The 19,537-nt window shown below is 35.2% G+C and carries 21 protein-coding genes and 1 other RNA gene; 13 read left to right on the top strand and 9 right to left on the bottom strand.

The features are described 5' to 3' along the window. Nucleotides 1-212 precede the first annotated feature (212 nt). Entirely contained in the window at nt 213-1,832 is a 1,620-nt protein-coding gene (locus tag G508_RS0112805; RefSeq protein ID WP_026705702.1) for an ABC-F family ATP-binding cassette domain-containing protein, read from the top strand. A gap of 66 nt (nt 1,833-1,898) precedes the next feature. Here the strand turns inward: G508_RS0112805 and G508_RS20240 are convergent, their stop codons facing one another. Then, nucleotides 1,899-2,066, bottom strand: a complete 168-nt coding sequence (locus tag G508_RS20240; RefSeq protein WP_169628035.1) for a hypothetical protein — start codon at nt 2,064-2,066, stop codon at nt 1,899-1,901. 196 nt (nt 2,067-2,262) lie between these two features. On the opposite strand from G508_RS20240, the gene G508_RS0112795 reads away from it, so the two are divergent. From G508_RS0112795 to G508_RS0112755, 9 genes are all read left to right on the top strand, one after another. Next, on the top strand, nt 2,263-3,219 hold the full coding sequence (locus G508_RS0112795) for a GlxA family transcriptional regulator (RefSeq protein ID WP_026705701.1): 957 nt from the start codon (nt 2,263-2,265) through the stop codon (nt 3,217-3,219). Nucleotides 3,220-3,287: 68 nt separating this feature from the next. Beyond that, the gene (gene pyrR, locus G508_RS0112790; protein WP_026705700.1) at nt 3,288-3,827 is read left to right on the top strand and encodes a bifunctional pyr operon transcriptional regulator/uracil phosphoribosyltransferase PyrR; all 540 of its coding nucleotides are present in this window, start codon (nt 3,288-3,290) and stop codon (nt 3,825-3,827) included. Nucleotides 3,828-3,853: 26 nt separating this feature from the next. Beyond that, the gene (locus G508_RS0112785) at nt 3,854-4,780 is read left to right on the top strand and encodes an aspartate carbamoyltransferase catalytic subunit (protein ID WP_026705699.1); all 927 of its coding nucleotides are present in this window, start codon (nt 3,854-3,856) and stop codon (nt 4,778-4,780) included. 48 nt (nt 4,781-4,828) lie between these two features. Continuing rightward, on the top strand, nt 4,829-5,161 hold the full coding sequence (locus G508_RS0112780) for a hypothetical protein (protein WP_026705698.1): 333 nt from the start codon (nt 4,829-4,831) through the stop codon (nt 5,159-5,161). Between the two features lie 37 nt (nt 5,162-5,198). Continuing rightward, nucleotides 5,199-6,104, top strand: a complete 906-nt coding sequence (locus G508_RS0112775) for a ribonuclease Z (RefSeq protein ID WP_026705697.1) — start codon at nt 5,199-5,201, stop codon at nt 6,102-6,104. Between the two features lie 190 nt (nt 6,105-6,294). After that, entirely contained in the window at nt 6,295-6,936 is a 642-nt protein-coding gene (gene pdxH, locus G508_RS0112770) for a pyridoxamine 5'-phosphate oxidase (RefSeq protein WP_026705696.1), read from the top strand. Between the two features lie 167 nt (nt 6,937-7,103). Next, nucleotides 7,104-7,589: a SixA phosphatase family protein gene (locus G508_RS0112765; protein ID WP_026705695.1), complete on the top strand. Its 486-nt coding sequence runs from the start codon at nt 7,104-7,106 to the stop codon at nt 7,587-7,589. A gap of 2 nt (nt 7,590-7,591) precedes the next feature. Beyond that, nucleotides 7,592-9,697: a polyphosphate kinase 1 gene (gene ppk1 / locus G508_RS0112760; RefSeq protein ID WP_026705694.1), complete on the top strand. Its 2,106-nt coding sequence runs from the start codon at nt 7,592-7,594 to the stop codon at nt 9,695-9,697. A gap of 39 nt (nt 9,698-9,736) precedes the next feature. Then, the gene (locus G508_RS0112755; RefSeq protein WP_026705693.1) at nt 9,737-10,627 is read left to right on the top strand and encodes a Ppx/GppA phosphatase family protein; all 891 of its coding nucleotides are present in this window, start codon (nt 9,737-9,739) and stop codon (nt 10,625-10,627) included. A gap of 91 nt (nt 10,628-10,718) precedes the next feature. On the opposite strand, the gene G508_RS0112750 is transcribed toward G508_RS0112755, so the two are convergent. Continuing rightward, on the bottom strand, nt 10,719-11,129 hold the full coding sequence (locus tag G508_RS0112750) for a hypothetical protein (protein ID WP_026705692.1): 411 nt from the start codon (nt 11,127-11,129) through the stop codon (nt 10,719-10,721). 16 nt (nt 11,130-11,145) lie between these two features. Between G508_RS0112750 and G508_RS0112745 the strand changes: the two genes are divergently transcribed. After that, nucleotides 11,146-11,343, top strand: a complete 198-nt coding sequence (locus tag G508_RS0112745; RefSeq protein ID WP_026705691.1) for a hypothetical protein — start codon at nt 11,146-11,148, stop codon at nt 11,341-11,343. 10 nt (nt 11,344-11,353) lie between these two features. Here G508_RS0112745 and dnaX read toward each other — a convergent pair whose 3' ends face one another. From dnaX to G508_RS0112725, 3 genes are all read right to left on the bottom strand, one after another. Further along, nucleotides 11,354-12,439 carry a DNA polymerase III subunit gamma/tau gene (gene dnaX, locus G508_RS0112740; RefSeq protein WP_026705690.1) on the bottom strand — a complete coding sequence of 362 codons (1,086 nt, stop codon included), beginning with the start codon at nt 12,437-12,439 and terminating at the stop codon, nt 11,354-11,356. 298 nt (nt 12,440-12,737) lie between these two features. Further along, the gene (locus tag G508_RS0112730) at nt 12,738-13,814 is read right to left on the bottom strand and encodes a DNA topoisomerase IB (RefSeq protein WP_026705689.1); all 1,077 of its coding nucleotides are present in this window, start codon (nt 13,812-13,814) and stop codon (nt 12,738-12,740) included. Continuing rightward, nucleotides 13,814-14,125: a hypothetical protein gene (locus G508_RS0112725; RefSeq protein WP_026705688.1), complete on the bottom strand. Its 312-nt coding sequence runs from the start codon at nt 14,123-14,125 to the stop codon at nt 13,814-13,816. Before G508_RS0112725 ends, G508_RS0112730 begins: the two co-directional genes overlap by 1 nt. Nucleotides 14,126-14,254: 129 nt before the next feature. Between G508_RS0112725 and rnpB the strand changes: the two genes are divergently transcribed. After that, nucleotides 14,255-14,585: RNase P RNA component class A (gene rnpB / locus G508_RS19610), an RNA gene on the top strand. 13 nt (nt 14,586-14,598) lie between these two features. Here rnpB and G508_RS0112720 read toward each other — a convergent pair. Both G508_RS0112720 and G508_RS0112715 read right to left on the bottom strand, forming a co-directional pair. Beyond that, a complete protein-coding gene (locus G508_RS0112720; protein WP_026705687.1) occupies nt 14,599-15,297 on the bottom strand; it encodes a response regulator transcription factor in 699 nt (232 codons plus the stop codon). 47 nt (nt 15,298-15,344) lie between these two features. After that, a complete protein-coding gene (locus G508_RS0112715) occupies nt 15,345-16,700 on the bottom strand; it encodes a sensor histidine kinase (protein WP_026705686.1) in 1,356 nt (451 codons plus the stop codon). A gap of 172 nt (nt 16,701-16,872) precedes the next feature. Between G508_RS0112715 and G508_RS18960 the strand changes: the two genes are divergently transcribed. Continuing rightward, on the top strand, nt 16,873-17,853 hold the full coding sequence (locus tag G508_RS18960) for a hypothetical protein (RefSeq protein ID WP_051197609.1): 981 nt from the start codon (nt 16,873-16,875) through the stop codon (nt 17,851-17,853). A 53-nt stretch (nt 17,854-17,906) separates the two neighbouring features. Here G508_RS18960 and rsmD read toward each other — a convergent pair whose 3' ends face one another. Next, the gene (rsmD, locus tag G508_RS0112705; RefSeq protein ID WP_026705685.1) at nt 17,907-18,494 is read right to left on the bottom strand and encodes a 16S rRNA (guanine(966)-N(2))-methyltransferase RsmD; all 588 of its coding nucleotides are present in this window, start codon (nt 18,492-18,494) and stop codon (nt 17,907-17,909) included. Further along, a complete protein-coding gene (locus tag G508_RS0112700) occupies nt 18,491-19,309 on the bottom strand; it encodes a DUF3822 family protein (RefSeq protein WP_026705684.1) in 819 nt (272 codons plus the stop codon). Before G508_RS0112700 ends, rsmD begins: the two co-directional genes overlap by 4 nt. Nucleotides 19,310-19,537 lie beyond the last annotated feature (228 nt).

The raw sequence follows: 19,537 nt of genomic DNA, 5'->3' as shown, positions 1-19,537 counted from the left end.
TAGAATGTTATGGTGAAACAAAAATATTTAGTTGGAAGTGATTTTACTGTTAATGCATAGTTAAATAAGGATTTCAACTCGTTTATATAGATTGTTTTAAAATAATTTGGTGTATTTCAAAATACTTACCAGATAACTTCCACCCCAGAACTCAGTCTGCAATTCTAAACTATTTTTCATACTTTTGCAAAACTTTTTAAAAAATACAATCAATGTTAACAGTTAATAATTTATCAGTTCAGTTTGGCAAGAGGATTTTGTTCGATGAAGTAAATACCACCTTTACACACGGTAATATTTATGGAGTGATTGGAGCCAACGGTGCTGGAAAATCTACTTTTCTAAAAATCATTTCAGGAGAAATGGACCCAACTTCGGGACATATTCATCTTGAACCAGGAAAACGTATGTCGGTTTTAAACCAAAACCACAATATGTTTGATGAACATACAGTTCTCGAAACGGTAATGATGGGAAACAAAGTCCTTTATGCCGTTAAAAAAGAAATGGACGAGCTTTATTTGGATTATACTGATGAAAATGCGGATAGAATTGGAGAGTTGCAAGTGCAATTTGAAGAAATGAACGGTTGGAATGCCGATTCTGATGCCGCTTCTTTGCTTTCGAGTTTAGGAATTTCTGAAGACAATCATTATACTTTAATGGCTGATATCGAAGGAAAACTTAAAGTTCGTGTACTTTTGGCACAAGCTCTTTTTGGAAACCCTGATTTGCTAATTATGGATGAGCCTACCAACGATTTGGATTTTGAAACTATCGCTTGGTTAGAAAATTTCTTGGCCAATTATGAAAACACGGTAATTGTTGTTTCGCATGACCGTCACTTCCTTGATGCGGTTTGTACACACATCTCGGATATCGATTTTGGAAAGATAAACCATTATTCTGGAAACTATACATTCTGGTATGAGTCTAGCCAATTGGCAGCCAAACAAAGAGCTCAACAAAACAAAAAAGCAGAGGAAAAGAAACAGGAATTGGAAGAATTTATCCGTCGTTTTAGTGCGAATGTTGCCAAATCCAAACAGGCAACTTCTCGTAAAAAAATGATCAGCAAGTTGAATATTTCCGAAATAAAGCCTTCAAGCCGTCGTTATCCTGCGATTATTTTTGATCAGGATAGGGAAGCCGGAGACCAAATTTTGAATGTGGTGAACCTGAGTGCTTCGGTAGACGGAGATTTACTTTTCAAAGGTGTGGATTTAAACATGGCCAAAGGCGATAAAATTGTTTTATTTTCTAAAGATTCACGTGCCACAACAGCTTTTTATGAAATCCTAAACGGATTGCAAGAACCAGATTCAGGAACTTTTGAGTGGGGAATTACCACAAATCAGGCCTATTTGCCAGTTGAAAACCATTCGTTTTTCGAGAATGATTATTCGCTTGTAGACTGGTTGCGTCAATGGGTGAAAACCGAAGAAGAAAGAGACGAAGTTTATGTTCGTGGTTTCCTTGGAAAGATGATTTTCTCAGGAGAAGAAGCCTTGAAAACTAGCCGTGTTTTATCTGGAGGAGAAAAAGTGCGTTGTATGTTATCAAGAATGATGATGCAAAGAGCAAACGTTTTGATGATTGATGAACCAACGAATCACTTGGATTTGGAGTCGATTACAGCTTTCAATAATTCATTGAAAAACTTCAAAGGATCGGTAATTTTTACAACTCATGATCATGAGTTTGCCCAAACCGTTGGTAATCGAGTAATTGAGCTAACGCCAAATGGTGCAATCGATCGCTACATGACTTTCGACGATTATCTTGATGATGAAAAAGTGCAGGAATTGAGAAAGAAGATGTATAATCTTTAAACGTTCTCAAGTTTTATAAAAAAATCCCGTTTCGTTTTAAAACATGAGACGGGATTTTTTGTATTGTTATTTTTTAAATCGGCTGATAACCCAAATGATAACTGCCAAGATTGCAATTACAATAAAGATACCAACTCCTACACCGAGATTAAAAATACCTTCGACCACTTCACAGCTTGTAAATGTTAGCAAAACCATCAATAGTAAGCTTATTCTAAAAATATAATTTTTCATGATTTCGAGGTTTTAGTTGTTTGTTTACAAATATCCAAAATCATAAAAAAAATATATTACGGAATTATCCTATAGTTGTATGAATATTCAATGTTTAAAAAGCTTTTCATGGTTAAAAGAGGATAAAGGGGAATAAAGGGGGTGTTTAAGACAAAAAATAAATATATTTGTTTAATAGGATTTAAATATAAAATTTATGAAAATAGGTATTTTATTATCGCAAGAGCATCGTTTACTGAGTGTTGCAGCAATTCAAGATTTGTTTGAAACCGTAAACCGATTTTATGTTGAAGATGGCAAAGCACCTTTTTTCGAAATAAATTTGGTACACAATGATCAAAAGCAATCCTATTTATATTCTGATTATAACCTCAAGCAAGCTGATGCTGAAACGTTGTATGATATTATTCTAATTCCAGCATTCAAAGACAATAAAATAGTGGATGGCTTACAAAAAAATCGAAGTTGGATTCCGTGGCTTACCCAGCAATACAAGCAAGGTGCAGCTTTGGCTAGCTTTTGCACAGGTGCTTTTTTGTTAGCCTCGACAGGTTTGCTTGACAATAAACCAGCCACAACTCATATTAATGCTAAAATGGCCTTTTCAACTGCTTTTCCAGAAGTTTTATTGGAGTCGGATGCCGTAGTTACTGAGGAAGACAACCTTTACACGAGTGGAGGTGCTACCAATACCTTCCATCTTTTGATGCGATTGGTAGAAAATTATTGCAGCCGAAAAATAGCGGTTCGAACCGCAAAAGTGTTCTCGATTGATATGGATCGGAAAAAGCAAACCTATTTTGGAACTTTCTTGCCAATAGAAAATCACGGTGATGATATTGTGAAAAAAACGCAGGACAAAATAAAAACACATTATAAGGAAGCCATCACGATCGAAGAAATTGTTACTGGAATTCCCGCTAGCCGAAGAAACCTTGTGAGAAGATTTAAATTAGTAACTGGAGTAACACCAATAGAATACCTGCAAAAAACCCGAATTGAAGCCGCTAAAAACTTGCTCGAAAATTCCCGTCAAAATATCATGGAAGTAATGCTGGAATCAGGTTATAATGATTTGAAATCCTTTAGAACTTTGTTTAAAAAAAATGTTGGCATGACACCAACTGCCTATCGCGAAAAATTTAGTGCATAGTTTTTGAATCCAATCGATTTAATTTTTGAAAATAATCCTTACTTTTACATCGCAAACAACACAGCATTATGAGTCAAAAAATATTGCTCACTTCAAAGGAAGTCAATATCATCCTTCATCGTTTGGCTTGTCAGTTAATTGAGAAACACTTAGATTTTTCGGATACAATTCTAGTTGGCATTCAACCTCGAGGCACTTTTCTTGCCGAAAGATTGAAACAACTTTTAGAAAACGAATATAAAGTCAGCAAAATCAATATCGGTTATCTGGATATCACTTTTTTTAGAGATGATTTCCGTAGAACCGAAAAGCCACTCGAAGCCAATAAAACCAAAATCGATTTCCTTGTAGAAGGCAAAAAAGTCATTTTTATTGATGATGTCTTATATACAGGAAGAAGTATCCGTTCGGCATTGACCGCGATTCAATCTTTTGGACGACCTTCAGAAATTGAACTTTTAGTCTTGATTGATAGACGTTTTAGTCGTCATTTACCTATCCAACCTGACTATCGTGGACGTCAAGTAGATGCCATCAATAACGAAAAGGTAAAAGTGAGCTGGATTGAAAATGATGGAGAAGACGGTGTTTATCTCATCACAAATTAATTACACAACAATACAACATAAACAGAATGAGTGAATTAAGTGTAAATCATTTATTAGGAATAAAATATATCAACAAAAAAGATATTGACCTTATTTTTGAAACTGCCGATCATTTCAAAGAAGTAATCAATCGTCCAATAAAAAAAGTACCTTCATTAAGGGATGTTACGATAGCCAATATATTTTTTGAAAACAGTACTAGAACAAAACTTTCGTTTGAATTGGCACAAAAACGCCTCTCGGCAGATGTCATCAGTTTTTCGGCAGCACAATCATCCGTTAAAAAAGGAGAGACATTGATTGATACAGTCAATAACATTCTTTCGATGAAAGTAGATATGGTAGTCATGCGACATTCAAATCCTGGAGCCGCTTATTTTCTATCCAAAAATGTAAAGGCAAGTATCATTAATGCTGGCGATGGAGCTCATGAACATCCAACACAAGGACTTTTGGACAGCTTTACCATCAGGGAACGTTTAGGCGAAGTAGCTGGAAAAAAAGTAGTAATCGTGGGCGATATTTTGCACTCAAGAGTAGCACTTTCAAATATTTATGCTCTGAAAATGCAAGGTGCAAAAGTAAAAGTGTGTGGGCCAAAAACCTTGATTCCTAGATATATAGAATCTTTGGGGGTTACGGTCGAGCCAAATTTAATCAAAGCCTTAGAATGGTGTGATGTAGCCAATATGTTACGTGTTCAAAATGAAAGAATGGATGTGAATTATTTTCCTTCAACAAGGGAATATGCTCAACAATATGGCGTTGACAAGGCCTTGCTCGATTCTTTGGACAAGGAAATTGTAATCATGCATCCAGGTCCCATAAACCGTGGTGTCGAAATTTCATCAGACGTTGCAGATTCTGGTCAATCAGTGATTTTGAACCAAGTCGAAAACGGAGTTGCAATTAGAATGGCTGTTATTTATCTTCTAGCTTCCAAAATTAAATAAAGTAAAACTTTGTATCTTTGTTTTGAGCAATTTTATAATCCAAGAAACATGAAAGTAGAAACCAAAGGACATACCACCACCATTAAAGATACTCAAGGCGATTTGACATGCTTTCTAATGAAGCTAACTCACGAGTTCAAGACATTCGAAAAGCACAATCTTATTGTAGATATATCTAAATACAATAACCTGAATATCAAAGATATAAAAACTTTTTCTGCATTATCCACCACTCACAAAAAAGCTAAAAAATCCTTTGTAATTGTTGCAAACGAAATCGATTTTAATGAAGTTCCTGCAAAGATGACCGTGGTTCCAACAATTCTAGAAGCACACGACATCATCGAAATGGAAGAAATCGAAAGAGATTTGGGGTTTTAGAATCTAAAATCAGCAATCTAAAATCTAAAATCCCTAAATGAACCTCACAATACTTGGCTGTTATGCCGCAACTCCTCGAACGTTTACTAATCCAACTTCGCAAGTTTTAGAAATCAAAAACCGACTTTTTCTTATTGATTGTGGCGAAGGGACTCAGGTGCAATTGCGAAAAAATAAAGTCAAGTTTTCAAAAATCAATCACATTTTTATTTCCCATCTTCATGGCGATCATTTTTTTGGATTGGTAGGTTTGGTTTCCACTTTTACACTCCTTAATCGAACTGCCGATTTGCACATTTACGGTCCAAAAGGCATCAAGGAAATCATCACTTTGCAGTTAAAATTATCCAATTCTTGGACTGGATACAACCTGTATTTCCACGAATTGACTTCAACCGAAAGCGAAATAATTTTCGAAGACGAGAAAGTAATCGTCAAAACAATACCTCTAAAACACAGAGTTTATACCAACGGTTTTTTATTCCAGGAAAAAACAGGCGATCGAAAATTAGATATGAATGCCGTTTTAAATTACAATATTGAAACCTGCTATTATCAAAAAATCAAGAATGGAAATGACATTGAGATGCAAGACGGAAGTATAATTCCAAATGAAAAACTAACTCTTGATCCTCTACCACCAAAGAGTTATGCCTTTTGTTCGGATACAATTTATGACGAAAGTATCCTTCCAATAATTGAAAACGCCGACATACTTTACCACGAATCAACCTTCTTGGAAACAGAAGCACATCTTTCGGAAAAAACAATGCATACTACGGCAAAACAAGCCGCTACAATTGCATTGAAAGCCAATGTAAAACAGCTGATAATGGGCCATTATTCCACCCGTTATGCCTCAATCGAGCTTTTCAAGCAAGAAGCCGAAACCATATTTCCAAACGTCCTGTTATCCGACGATGGAAAAACATTTGAATTTTAAAAATTAGGAGCGAAACTCGGTCTTGTATTTGAAATCCATTTTCCTGCTGGATGCAATATCTTTTGTTCCTCCCGAAGCCTCGGGACCGGAACAAAAGGATATTTGCAACCATCAGGGCTAGTTAAAAAACCTTTTTAATTTCAAAAATCTCAGTACCTTAGCGATTCAGAAATTACCCAACAATTTTGTTATGGAAGACCTAAGCAACTACAGAAGATCCTATGAAAAAAGTGAACTCACAGAAGATAATCTTCCAGAAGATCCCATAAAGTTATTCCATAAATGGTTCCATGAGGTAGATTTTGGCTCGACCGAAGAAGTCAATGCTATGACAGTTTCCACCTTTGGATTAGATGGTTATCCAAAATCGCGAGTTGTTTTGCTCAAGCGATTTACATACGAAGGATTTATTTTCTACACCAATTATAATTCTGAAAAAGGAAAAGCAATCGCCAATAACCCCAATATTTGTTTGTCTTTTTTTTGGCATTCTTTTGAAAGACAGGTTATTATAAAAGGAAAAGCCGAAAAAATTCCAGAAAATCTTTCCGACGGATATTTCGAAAGTCGTCCCGACGGAAGTAAGCTCGGAGCCATCGTTTCCAATCAAAGTGAAGTAATTCCGTCAAGAGAATCATTGGAACAAAAACTGCAACAGCTGGAAAAAGAGTTTGAAGGAAAAGAAATTCCACGTCCGGATTATTGGGGAGGTTATATCGTAAAACCAGTAGAAGTTGAATTCTGGCAAGGACGACCAAATCGATTGCACGATCGAATTCGTTATCAATTGCAAGAAGATTTTTCTTGGAAAATGGATCGACTTTCTCCATAATACCCAAGTATTTTAATTTGCAGTAAATTCTACATTCCATTTCTTTAAATTAAAGATTTGAATTAGGGGTTAATGTTCAAAGACACCTATAATTGTTTCCCAATTTGCATCTACATTTAAAAATAATTCATAAATTTAGAATTGTGTTTTAACTAATCTCGCTACAAATGAAAAACCTAATCATAGTTAGACATGCCAAATCCAGTTGGTATGCACCCGTGAACGACAAAGATCGTTCATTGGCAAAAAGAGGAATAAAGGATGCTCATTTGGTTTCGACTGAGATTGCACAATATTTGCCTAAAACATTTATAATTTGGAGTAGCACTGCAAAAAGAGCTTCGGAAACGGCTATGATTTTTACTCAAAATTTGTCATGTCCAGTGGAAAGTATCGTTTTCAAGGAGGAATTATATACTTTTGAATGCAGAGAGCTTGAAAAAATCGTAAAATCATGCAATGATAGTTATGATTGTGTTATTCTTTTCGGTCACAATGAAGCAATAACCGATTTTGTTAATAAATTTGGAGACGTTTTTATAGAAAATGTCCCCACTTCAGGTTTTGTGTCTATAAATTTTGATACAAATTCATGGGAGAATATTGATAAAGGCGAGATTAAGAAGATGGTTTTTCCTAGAGATTTAAAATAATAATGGTAGAAAATAGATATACAGACCGAGAAAAAAGTTGGCTTTCATTTAATGCAAGAGTACTTCAAGAAGCAGGAGATTCAACCGTTCCGTTGTTAGACAGGCTTCGTTTTTTAGGAATTTTTTCCAATAATCTTGATGAGTTTTTCAGAGTTCGTTTTGCTGCAATCCGAAGATTAAGTCTTGCAGGATTGTCAGGCGAAAAGGTTTTGGGCGGAATTTCGGCAGAGAAATTATTGAAGGAAATTACCGAAATCGTGATCCAGCAACAATCTGAAAGTTTGAGAACCCTTAGCATTATTGAAAAAGAGCTAGAGTCTGAAAATATCTTTATCATCAACGAAAAAGAAATTTCTAAAGAGCAGGAAAATTTTATAAAGGATTTTTTCATTCAAAAAGTAAGTCCCGCTTTGGTAACCATCATCCTTAACGATTTGGCTGAATTCCCAATTTTAAAGGATACATCAGGTTATCTTGCAGTAAAATTGGTCATGAAACCCAAAACAAAATCTTCTATTTTAGGTTTGGTCAAGCCAAAATCCGAAGTGCATTATGCTGTTATTGAAATTCCAAAAACCATCAACCGTTTTGTTGTCCTTCCTACTAATAATGAAAAGCAATACATCATTCTTTTGGATGATGTGATTCGTTATAATTTGAGCCATATCTTCAATATTTTTGATTATGAAAGTATTGAGGCACACATGATTAAGATTACTAGAGATGCCCAGCTGGAGATTGATAGCGATTTGAGTAAGAGTATGCTCGAAAAAATCGCAACCAGTGTAAAAGATCGAAGAATTGGAGAACCAGTTCGGTTTGTCTATGATCAATCGATTGGGAAGGACACCTTGAAATTTTTCCTTTCCAAAATGAGTATCGATTCAACCGATAGTATTATTCCTGGAGGAAGATACCACAATCGTCGCGATTATATGGATTTTCCAAACCTCGGACGTTATGATTTGTTGTACCAAGCTAATGTTCCTTTGCCAGTCGAAGGTTTGAGTTTGGAAGGAAGTATTTTGGAAAAAATTCGTCAAAAAGATTATTTGGTCAATGCTCCATATCAGTCTTTTTCCTATATCGTAAAATTTTTGCGTGAAGCTGCACTTGATCCAAAAGTTACGGCTATAAAAATCACTTTGTATCGTTTGGCAAAAAATTCTCAAATTGTAAGCTCACTTATAAATGCTGCCAAAAACGGTAAAAAAGTAACCGTACAAATTGAGTTGCAAGCTCGTTTTGACGAAGCGAGTAATATTTCCTATTCCGAACAAATGCAGATGGAAGGTATCGATTTGATTTTTGGAATAAAGGGATTGAAAGTGCATAGCAAGATTTGTTTGGTAGAACGGATGGAAGAAGGAAAAATTCATCGATACGGAATTATTTCTACCGGAAATTTCAATGAATCTACAGCAAAAGTCTATACCGATGTAACGCTTTTTACAAGTCATCAGCAAATTTTGAAAGATGTTTCGAAGATTTTCGATTTCTTCAATATCAATTACAGATTGCATCGTTACAAACATTTAATTGTTTCGCCACATTATACAAGGTCAAAATTTTACCGTCTAATTGACCGTGAAATTATGAATGCACATCTCGGTAAGGTGGCTTACATTAGATTGAAAATGAATAGTTTATCTGATTTTAAAATGATCAATAAATTATATGATGCAAGTCGGGCTGGAGTAAAAATCCAATTGCAAATTCGTGGAATTTGTTCGTTGATTCCGGGTGTTAAAGGAATGAGTGAAAATATAGAAGCCATTAGTATTGTTGATAATTATCTGGAACATTCCAGAGTATATATTTTTAGTAACGCTGGTGATCCAGAAGTTTACATTTCCTCGGCCGATTTCATGACCCGAAATCTAGATGGAAGAGTAGAGGTGACCTGCCCAATTTATGATAAAGGGATCAAAAAAGAATTGATGGACAACTTCAATATTGGATGGAAAGGAAATGTAAAAGCCCGACTTCATTCAGAAAAATTAGATAACAAATATAGGGTTCGGGGTCAAAATCCAATGTTTAGAGCACAAGTTGAAACCTATAATTATTATAGAGATAAACTTGAGGTGATTACCGAAAAAATATAAGGAAAATTACAATTCTACCCCAAATTTTTACCTCATACTATGATTAAAATAAAAAAATATGCAGCAATCGATATCGGTTCAAATGCGATGCGATTGCTGATTGCCAATATTGTTGAAGAAGAAGGAAAGGAAACACAGTTTAGCAAAAGTTCTTTGGTTCGTGTTCCGATACGTTTGGGTCAGGATGCCTTTACGGTTGGAGAAATTACAGAGGAAAACATCGAAAGAATGATTGATGCTATGAAAGCATTCAAACTTTTGATGAAAGTGCACAAAGTCGAAAAATATATGGCTTGTGCTACTTCCGCAATGCGAGAAGCCTACAATGGTAAAGAGGTTGTAGAAATGATCAAGAAAAAAGCGGATATTAAGATTGAAATTATTGATGGTAAAAAAGAAGCAGCCATAATTGCTTCAACAGATTTGCATTATCTCTTGAAAACCGAACAAACGTATCTTTATGTGGATGTTGGTGGAGGAAGCACAGAGTTTTCTCTTTTTTCAAACGGAAAAATGGTGGTTTCAAAATCATTCAAGATCGGAACTGTTAGATTGTTGAACAATATGGTCAGTGATATTGTGTGGCAGGAAATCGAAAAATGGATCAAGGCTAATACGGAAGAATATGAACAAGTTACCTTGATTGGTTCGGGAGGAAATATAAATAAACTCTTCAAAATGTCAGGGAAATTACAGGAAAAACCACTATCTTATATGTATCTGAATTCACAATTTGCAGCTTTAAGTGCTTTAACTTATGACCAAAGGATTTCAGAATTAGGTCTTAATGCCGATAGAGCTGATGTAATTGTTCCGGCAACAAAAATCTATCTAAATGCCATGAAATGGAGTGGAGCCAGAAACATCTATGTTCCTAAAATTGGACTGTCGGATGGTATTGTAAAAGCTTTGTACTACGGGAAGATTTAATAAAGGCTGATAGTTTAAAAACCACTAAGAAATTAAGAAAGTTAAGTCTAGAAGCTTAATGAAACTTAATTTCTTAATGGTTCTTTTTTTATCAAATATCTAAATCAAACGTTTTTCTCAATAATTCCAAGTTTGGATTCATTTCGTTCAATCTATTAAAGCGGTCTTGGGGTGTAAATGCCCGACGACTATCCATTTCTTCATTGACAATAATCTCAATCATGATATCGTGATTATGCAATTTACCGCGTAAATAACCAAGCAATTCAAATTTCTCACTTTCAAAATCGATTCTCGAACCTTCATTTGGAAGTTCGTGAATGATAGTTGTTCCTTGCAATTTAGGATCATTTACCAACAATAATGCTTCCATTATTTTTCGGCCTTTGTCGCCTAAACGTTGAGCATATTTGTTCCATTGCAAAAGCATATCCGTTTCGGTAAAAGCTTCAGTAGGCAAATGAACGGTATCTCGAATCGTTGCTTTTTGACTTTGCTCCAATTCTCTTTTGGCACGAATGCTCGATAAGGAAAGTGCCGAAACTTTAGTTCCAGGAGTTATAGGAGTTTCAATTTTTGGAGTTTCTGCAACTGTTTCAGCAGGAATTGGTACTGTAATTACTTCAGCTTCTTCTTCATCAATAGGAACTGTTGTTGGAACACTGATAAGTTCAGGAGCTTCAACAGCAATTTCTAAAACTCTTCCAAAAAAATGATGGGGTGGAATTATATATCCGTCAACTTTTTTTTTTCTCCATCAAAAGTGATAGAGGCCAGTTGCATCAGGCAAAGTTCAACCAAAAGACGTTGATTCTGACTCACTTTATATTTCAAATCACAATCATTTGCAATTTCAATTCCTTTCATCAAAAACTCTTGCGAAGCTTTTTTTGATTGTTCAAAATATAATTTCTGAGCCTGTTCGCCAGCTTCCAATAAAGTCAAAGTTGAAGGGGTTTTGGAAACCAACAAATCCCTGAAATGCGAAGCCAAACCCGAAACAAAATGATGCCCGTCAAAACCTTTCGAAAGGATTTCATTATAAGCCATTAAAACATCTGGAATTTTATTTTCCAAAAGTAAATCCGTCACGTTTACATACGTTTCATAATCCAAAACGTTCAAGTTCTCCGTAACAGCTTGACGTGTAAGGTTTTTACCCGAAAAACTAACCACTCTATCAAAAATAGACAAAGCATCACGCATCGCACCATCAGCCTTTTGGGCAATTATATGCAAAGCATCGTCTTCAAAAGTAATTCCTTGATTAGTAGCAACTTCTGCTAGATGTTCTTTGGCATCTTTAACGGTAATTCTTTTAAAATCAAAAATTTGGCAACGCGAAAGAATCGTTGGAATAATTTTATGCTTTTCGGTCGTAGCCAAAATAAAAATAGCATGTTTCGGCGGTTCTTCCAATGTCTTCAAAAAAGCATTAAAAGCAGCCGTTGACAACATATGCACCTCGTCAATGATATACACTTTATACTGACCTGTTTGTGGCGGTATACGAACTTGATCAATCAGATTTCGAATATCATCAACCGAGTTATTCGAAGCCGCATCTAGCTCAAAAACATTAAAAGCAAAATCCTCATTCGGGTCGTCATAACCAGGTTGGTTGATTTTTCGTGCCAAGATTCTCGCACAAGTCGTCTTTCCAACACCTCTCGGACCCGTAAACAATAGGGCAGAGGCCAAATGATTCGTTTCTATGGCGTTCAATAAAGTGTTCGTAATCGCCTGTTGCCCCACCACATCTTTAAATGTTTGAGGACGGTATTTTCGGGCCGATACGACGAACTGTTCCATAGAAAATTTTGAAAAGCAAATATAGGTTTAGAATATCCAAAAACCAAATTCCAAAACACAATTAGTACAGCTTCGGCTAAAGTTTTTTCAGGAACTATTTCCCGCCAATGTTCCAAGCTTTTTCAAAAGCAGCTATTTTTCTAAACAAAAAAGCAGCTTCCGCTGGTCGCTCTTTTTTGTCAAGAAAAATTAGCCGTTTTTTTCAAAAGGCTTTCCACGAATGTCGGGGTTAGCTTCGCCACATGAAACAGAGGCAAATAGTAAAAAGTAGTGTGTATTTTCAATCTTTTAGAAAAAACTAGCCTAAAACTTCAGCAATTTTCTCACTTTCCAAAAGTCGGACTAATGCTTCTTCTTCTGGATTTAAGTTATTGTTTTTGATGTTTTTTTCAACCTTATAATTATTGATTGTCCCATTTTCGTAAGTAGCAATCACTGTCGGATGAACATAATATTTCTTGCAAACCGTTCTCGTGTTTCCTAATTTTGAAGCCACCAAATCCAAGACTTCTACAATTTTTCGCTTGCATTCGGTTTGGGTTTCAAACTCACCTATTTCTTGAAAGGCAAACAAAGCCGTCACGCTTCCAGCCCAAACCCTGAAATCTTTTGCAGTAAAATCTTCTTGGGTAATTTCTTTTAAATAACTGTTGATATCACCAGAACCAACAGTATAATGTTTTCCGTCATCATCATAATATTGAAACAAATCCTGACCCGGAATCTCTTTACACTTCCGAACCAAATTTACCAGCTTCCTGCTTTGCAATTGGATTTTATGGTTGACCCCTTTTTTTCCCTTGAATTCAAAGGAAATAGAAGTTTTTTCAAATTTCACATGCTTGTCACGCAAAGTGGTCAAGCCAAAGGAACCGTATAATTTTTTATAAGCATCATTTCCAATTCGGATGTTGGTCATTTCAATAAGTTTGACTACCAATGCTACCACTTTTTCATAAGGGAGCCCTTTCCGGTTTAAATCTTTATCAACTTGTTCACGAATCAATGGCAAAGCATTTGCAAAACGTCTCAATCTGTAAAATTTTGATTGATTGCGAATTTTGTTCCAATTGGTATGATAGCGGTATTGCTTTCGGCCTTTTGCATCAATTCCTGTAACTTGCAAATGCCCATTTTCATAAGGACAAATCCAAACATTCTCCCAAGCTGGCGGGATTACGAGTTTTTTTATACGTTCTAAAACTTCTTTATTTCTAACCTTTTTTCGATTTTCATCTGTGTAAACGAAATCCTCATTTACCTTTCTTCGATAATAGCCTTTATCAAAATTGGCAGCATATCTCAAGCCAACTGCTTTCGCAGTTACTTTGGGATTGCTGCCAATTTTTTCAAGTTTTGCTTGTAAGCGGTTCATTATTTGTTTTCTTCTTGTCTTCCACGAATAAACATCTCGTTCAAGGCAATTGCAGCACTGTTTTCTGTAAAGGCCGACAAACCTGCAACGAAAATTCCTTTCTCTCCACTGCTTGAACTGATTCCGAAAACGGTTGCTTCATCACCTGGATCACTTTCGCCTTCATAACGGTAAACATGTTCTATAGTAAAGTCATCAGGACTGTTGATAATTTTATCTTCCTGAATATTAAAATCTACGGTAAAGCCTTTTTTTTCTAATTCTTCCAATGCCTTAGAAACGGTGGCATAATGATACATTTGATTTTCCATGATACTTACATTTTAGTTTGTATTTAATATAATAAAAGTACAATGCTACACTAGGAAAAGCGTTACAGGATTTGCAATCAAAGTTATAATATTAAGTTCCGTCTTTGGTTTAATAGTTGTAGCTTTGCAACCGCAGACCGCCTTATCGTCCCGGTTTTATATTGGGGAGGAAAGTCCGGACACCACAGAGTAGCATAGCGGGTAACACCCGTCGGTTCCGATTTATCGGAGTTAGGACAAGTGCAACAGAAAGTATGTACAGGTAATGCTGTAGTGAAACCAGGTAAACTCTATGCGGTGAAATTTCAAGTATATCGGCATTTAAGGATTACTCGTCCGTTGCCGAAGGGTAGAAAGATAGAGCCAATGAGTAATTATTGGCCTAGATAAATGATAAGGTATCGTCTTGTTTTTCGGAACTTGATGAGAACAGAATCCGGCTTATAGGTCTGCTTTTTTTAGTTGCTTAGTAACTAAGTTTCTAAGTTACTCAATTTAAACTCCAACCCAACATTCCGAATACTTTCAATTTTTATAGCAGAATCTTCGCTGAAATATTTTCGCAATCGGCTAATAAAAACATCCATGCTTCTTCCAGAAAAAAAGTCGTCATTTCCCCAAACGGCATTCAATATTTCTTCTCTTTTTAATAATTGATTTTTATTCTGATAGAAAAACAACACCAGAGAAGCTTCTTTTTCAGTAAGTTGTTGGGTTTTATTTTCGGATTTTAGTTCAAGGCGTTTCGTGTCAAAAATATATTTTCCGATACTAATTTCTTCAGAAACTGAAGCTGTAGCAGTATTTTTTTCGGATCTTTTCAAGATATTATTCAGCCTTAAAACCAATTCATCAGCTTCAAAGGGTTTAATGATGTAATCGTCAGCACCTAATTTTAGCCCTTTGATTTTGTCTTCTTTCAATTGTCGTGCAGTTAGAAAAACAAAAGGGATTTCTGGATTGATCTTGATGATTTTTTCAGCCAAGGTAAAACCGTCAATCTTAGGCATCATCACATCAAAAACACAAATATTGAAGGTTTCTTTTTGGAATAATTTCAATGCTTGTTCACCATCTTCCGCACAAAAAACAGTGTAATCGTAGATTTCAAGGTATTGTTTTAAAACACTTGCAAAATCAGCATCGTCTTCGGCTAGGAGTATTTTTTTCATTTTAAGAATAATTTTGTTTAATCGTCAAACATCTAAAATCTAAATTCTTAAATCTGAAATCTAAAATTGAAAGTCGCACCTTTTCCCAATTCACTTACCACATTTATATTTCCCTGATGTGCTTTTATAATCTGATCCACATAATAAAGTCCCAAACCTAAACCTTTCGCATTGTGAAGATTGCCTTGTTCTACACGGTAAAATTTATCAAATAAAAGCGAATGTTTGCCTTTTGGAATCCCAATTCCATCGTCTTGAATCCCAATAGTAAACTGATTGTTTTCTAAAGAAGTAGTTATTGTAATATTCTGGCAACCATATTTTACCGCGTTTTCCAAAACGTTTGTGATGGCGGTTGTCAAATGAAATTTATCCAAGTTCAGATTGATTTTATTGGTATCAAAATCAGTCAGAATTGCCACATTCGGATAGGCAATCTGAAAATCATCTACAATCGAATGTAAGAAATTCGGCATTGCCACTTTTTCTTTTTGCAGTTCAATTTCTTCATAACCCAAAGAGTTGGTCATCACTTGGTCAATCAAATTTTGTAATCGGTTATTTTGACGATTAATCGTACTTAAAACATTTTCATACACTTTATCATTTTCTCGAACTTCTTTTCGCTCCAAAATTTTAGTCGAAACCGAAAGCGTTGTCAAAGGCGTTTTCAATTCGTGGGTGATATTATTGATAAAATCGGTTTTGATATCGCTCATTTTTTTCTGTTTGATTAAGGCTCTGATTGCAATCACAAAAAGCGTTATCAATGTCAGAATCGAGAAAACAGCAAATACAAAAATCATCGTCATTCGTTTGAGAATAATGGTTTCCCAGTTATTAACCGAAACATATAAAGTGTCTTCCGTCAGTAATTTATAATCCGCATTCAATGATGTTCCGCTAGTAGTTCCCACATAATTCCGAACCAAAAAAGCATCGTCCAATGAAGCCAAATTCCCATACATTTTATTTTCGATAAAAGGCTTTTCAGCAAAAATAGTATCGGCTTCGGTATTGTTATAAATGACAAATTTGTCTAAAACTATAGCAAAATCTAATTCAAGATTTGGGATTTCCCTTTCAAACTCCTGCTGTAATTTCTTGGTCAGTTCAGCCTTGAAACTATTTTGTAAAATAGATTGCTTGATTTGGTTTCTTCGTTCTGGATCTAGTAAATAGCTTTCTGCCAATTCCTTATACAGCAAGTCTTTCTTATAAAAAATAGTAGAATCAATATCACTGTAATCGTTGGTAATTTTCGCAATTTTATCCTTAATTTCTCCTCTAAATTGCTCTACTTTATAGTCGTAGGTAGTCTTTACCAAATAGTACTGCATTGCCGAAAGAGCAATCAAAACAACCGCTGAAAACGCTATAAGTAAATTTATTTTCTGTTTCATTTTTAAGGAAATACAAGTCAAAAATAAAGCTTTTATTAGAAAAATAAGACATTAACCCAGCATTAACCTACGATTAACTTTCGCTCTGAATTTTTAGAAGCAAATTTGTACTGAGTTTCAATCATCATTAAATCAAAAATCAGCAATCAATAATCTAAAATCAACAATCCTTATGTTTCTAGTTTCAAAAACTTTTGCCTATTCTCAAAAAATCCCTGAAGATTTTGGCTACCGACATCTAAAATTCAAATACCAAAATGATCCTGTTGATATCATTGTCATTTCCAAACCTGGCGAAGAAAAAATAGCCAAACCGCTATTCCTTTTTTGTCAAGGAAGCCTCCCTCAACCCGTTGTGAAATACGACGAAAAAGGACTTTACGGCACATTGCCTTTCGATGAAACGCCTTTTCTTGATGACTATCATATCGTCATCATAGGAAAACCTTTTATTCCCATAATTTCAAATGTAAACAAGCTCGGAGAAAATTATGTCTATTTGAAAGATGCAGAAAAAAAGCTTCCACCAAAAGGCTACATTGAACGAAATTATCTTGATTATTATGTTTTTAGAAACAATTCCATCCTAAAACAATTATTTAAGGAAAGATGGGTGAGGACCTCAAAATTGTTAGTTGCCGGACATTCTGAAGGAAGTACTATTGCAGTAAAAATGGCTTCTATCAACAAAAAAGTAACGCATCTGATTTATTCAGCTGGAAATCCTTATGGCAGGATTATGAACATACTATCGCAAAGTCGAAGTTTTGACAATGACACCTTAAACGAAGGCAACAACACAATTGAATACTGGAAGAAAGTCGTTGAAAACCCCAACGAAATCAATCCTTCAAACGGAGATTCAAACAAAACAACCTACAGTTTTTCTCTTCCGCAGAAAGACAACTTGATGGGTTTAAAAATTCCAGTTCTAGTGACGTATGGCACAAAAGATTGGTCGGCTTCCTTTAATGATTTGTTTCAAATTGAAGCTATCCGGGAACGAAAACAAAATCTATCCTTCAAAAGTTATCTGAATTTAGAGCACAATTATTTTCCCATCACTAAAAATGGAACTGTAAATCAAGACCTCTATAATTGGGATAAAATAGCTTCGGATTGGTTGGATTGGTTAGAAGAAACTAAAAAGTAAGTTTTTCTAACATCAAAATAATTAGTGAAAAATTTGTGTAATTCGTGTCAGATTTACCCCTCATCACTATCAAAATCATCGCCAACTTCTTCACCACCATCAGAGTTCATCTCAAAAAAACTAAAAAAAGAGCCTCCATAACTCTTCTGGAACGAAAAGTTAATCAAATGTTCCATCTTGGTATATTTCGAGTGTTCAATCACCATCATTCCATCTTCCTGAAGCAATTCTTTCTCGAAAACAGTTGTAACAATTTTCTCAAAAGACTCTTGGTCTAAGCCATACGGCGGATCCGCAAAAATAATATCATAGGAAGTGTTGTTCTTTTCCAAGAATTTAAACACGTCACTTTTTATCGAAGCAATATTGAAGTCAAACTCCTGAGCAATCTGTTTGATGAATTTAATACAACCAAAATCACCATCAACAGCCGTGATATTGTCACTGCCTCGTGAAGCAAACTCAAAGCTGATGTTTCCCGTTCCGGCAAATAAATCCAGCACTTTCAATTCGCTAAAATTAAAATAATTATTCAAAACATTGAACAAAGCTTCCTTGCTCATGTCCGTCGTCGGACGAACCGGCAATCCTTTTGGCGGAGAAATTCTTCTTCCTTTATATTTACCCGAAATGATTCTCACGATTGAAATAGTATAAAATGCTTCAAATTAGCAGCAGTTGAAAACGAATTGTTTTTTTGTACATCCGACACATCCATCAAACTCACGTGTCGCACATATTTGTAGGCCATCTTAAAAAGGCTACTTTCTTCAGTAATATTCCCCAAAAGCTGAAGCTTAAAATGCTCGGGATTCAAATTCAGTTGTTCGGCAGTAAAAAGCAAGTAATAAATAAAATCAGCTTCTGTCGCATATTCAAACGAATTAAACAAGATCAGTTTTTGATTTTGAACCACAATAATTTCAAATTTTTCCGTCCCAAAATGCACAAACACCTGTTTTTCTTCCACGTTTTTCGATTTTTCCAGCAATTTGCTTACCAAAATACTGTTCACATGCTTATAATCAAAACTCTCAAATTGGTCCAGCAAATAATTGTTGATGTTCACATAAGGCACATACACATTGTGCATTTCCTGATTTGCAATCGCATCAAACGTAAAGAAATCCGTCTCAAAAACCTTCGTGTTATACTGCAAATAACTCCCTAAAAACTGCTCGTCAAACAAAGCCGTTGGCACAAACGAATTCAAGTTATTATTGTGCAACACTACTACTTCATCATATATTTTCGTTAATTCCTGATGATCCAAAAACGCCTTCCAATAATGCTCTTCCACTTTGGCCGAATTCGGAAAAACTTTAAAATCAACCTCCTTAAACAACAAAACCGAGTGATACAAAGTGTCCACCACAGCAAAACAAAATCCATTCAAAGATACCTGAAGGATCAGTTTTTTATATTTTTTTTCCGTTATGTTTGTGTTAACCGTCATTGAATTTTACTGCTGTTGGCAAACTTACAATTTTTTTAAACGACAGTAATTTTTAGGAGCAAAAACTTCGGGCATCTTTTCAACATCGTCCCGCCTTCCTTCCAAATCTTTTCTTTTTTTAAAGGAAAAAAAGAAAAGGATTTTCCCTCCAGTCGGGGCTAAATGAAATGGCTTTTTCCCTTTTTAATCTTTCTGACCAATATTGCCGAAAAAAACATAGCCAAAAAT

It is taken from the genome of Flavobacterium soli DSM 19725, from assembly GCF_000422705.1.
GTDB classification, from domain to species: domain Bacteria; phylum Bacteroidota; class Bacteroidia; order Flavobacteriales; family Flavobacteriaceae; genus Flavobacterium; species Flavobacterium soli.
This window is presented reverse-complemented; position numbering and strand designations above follow the sequence as displayed.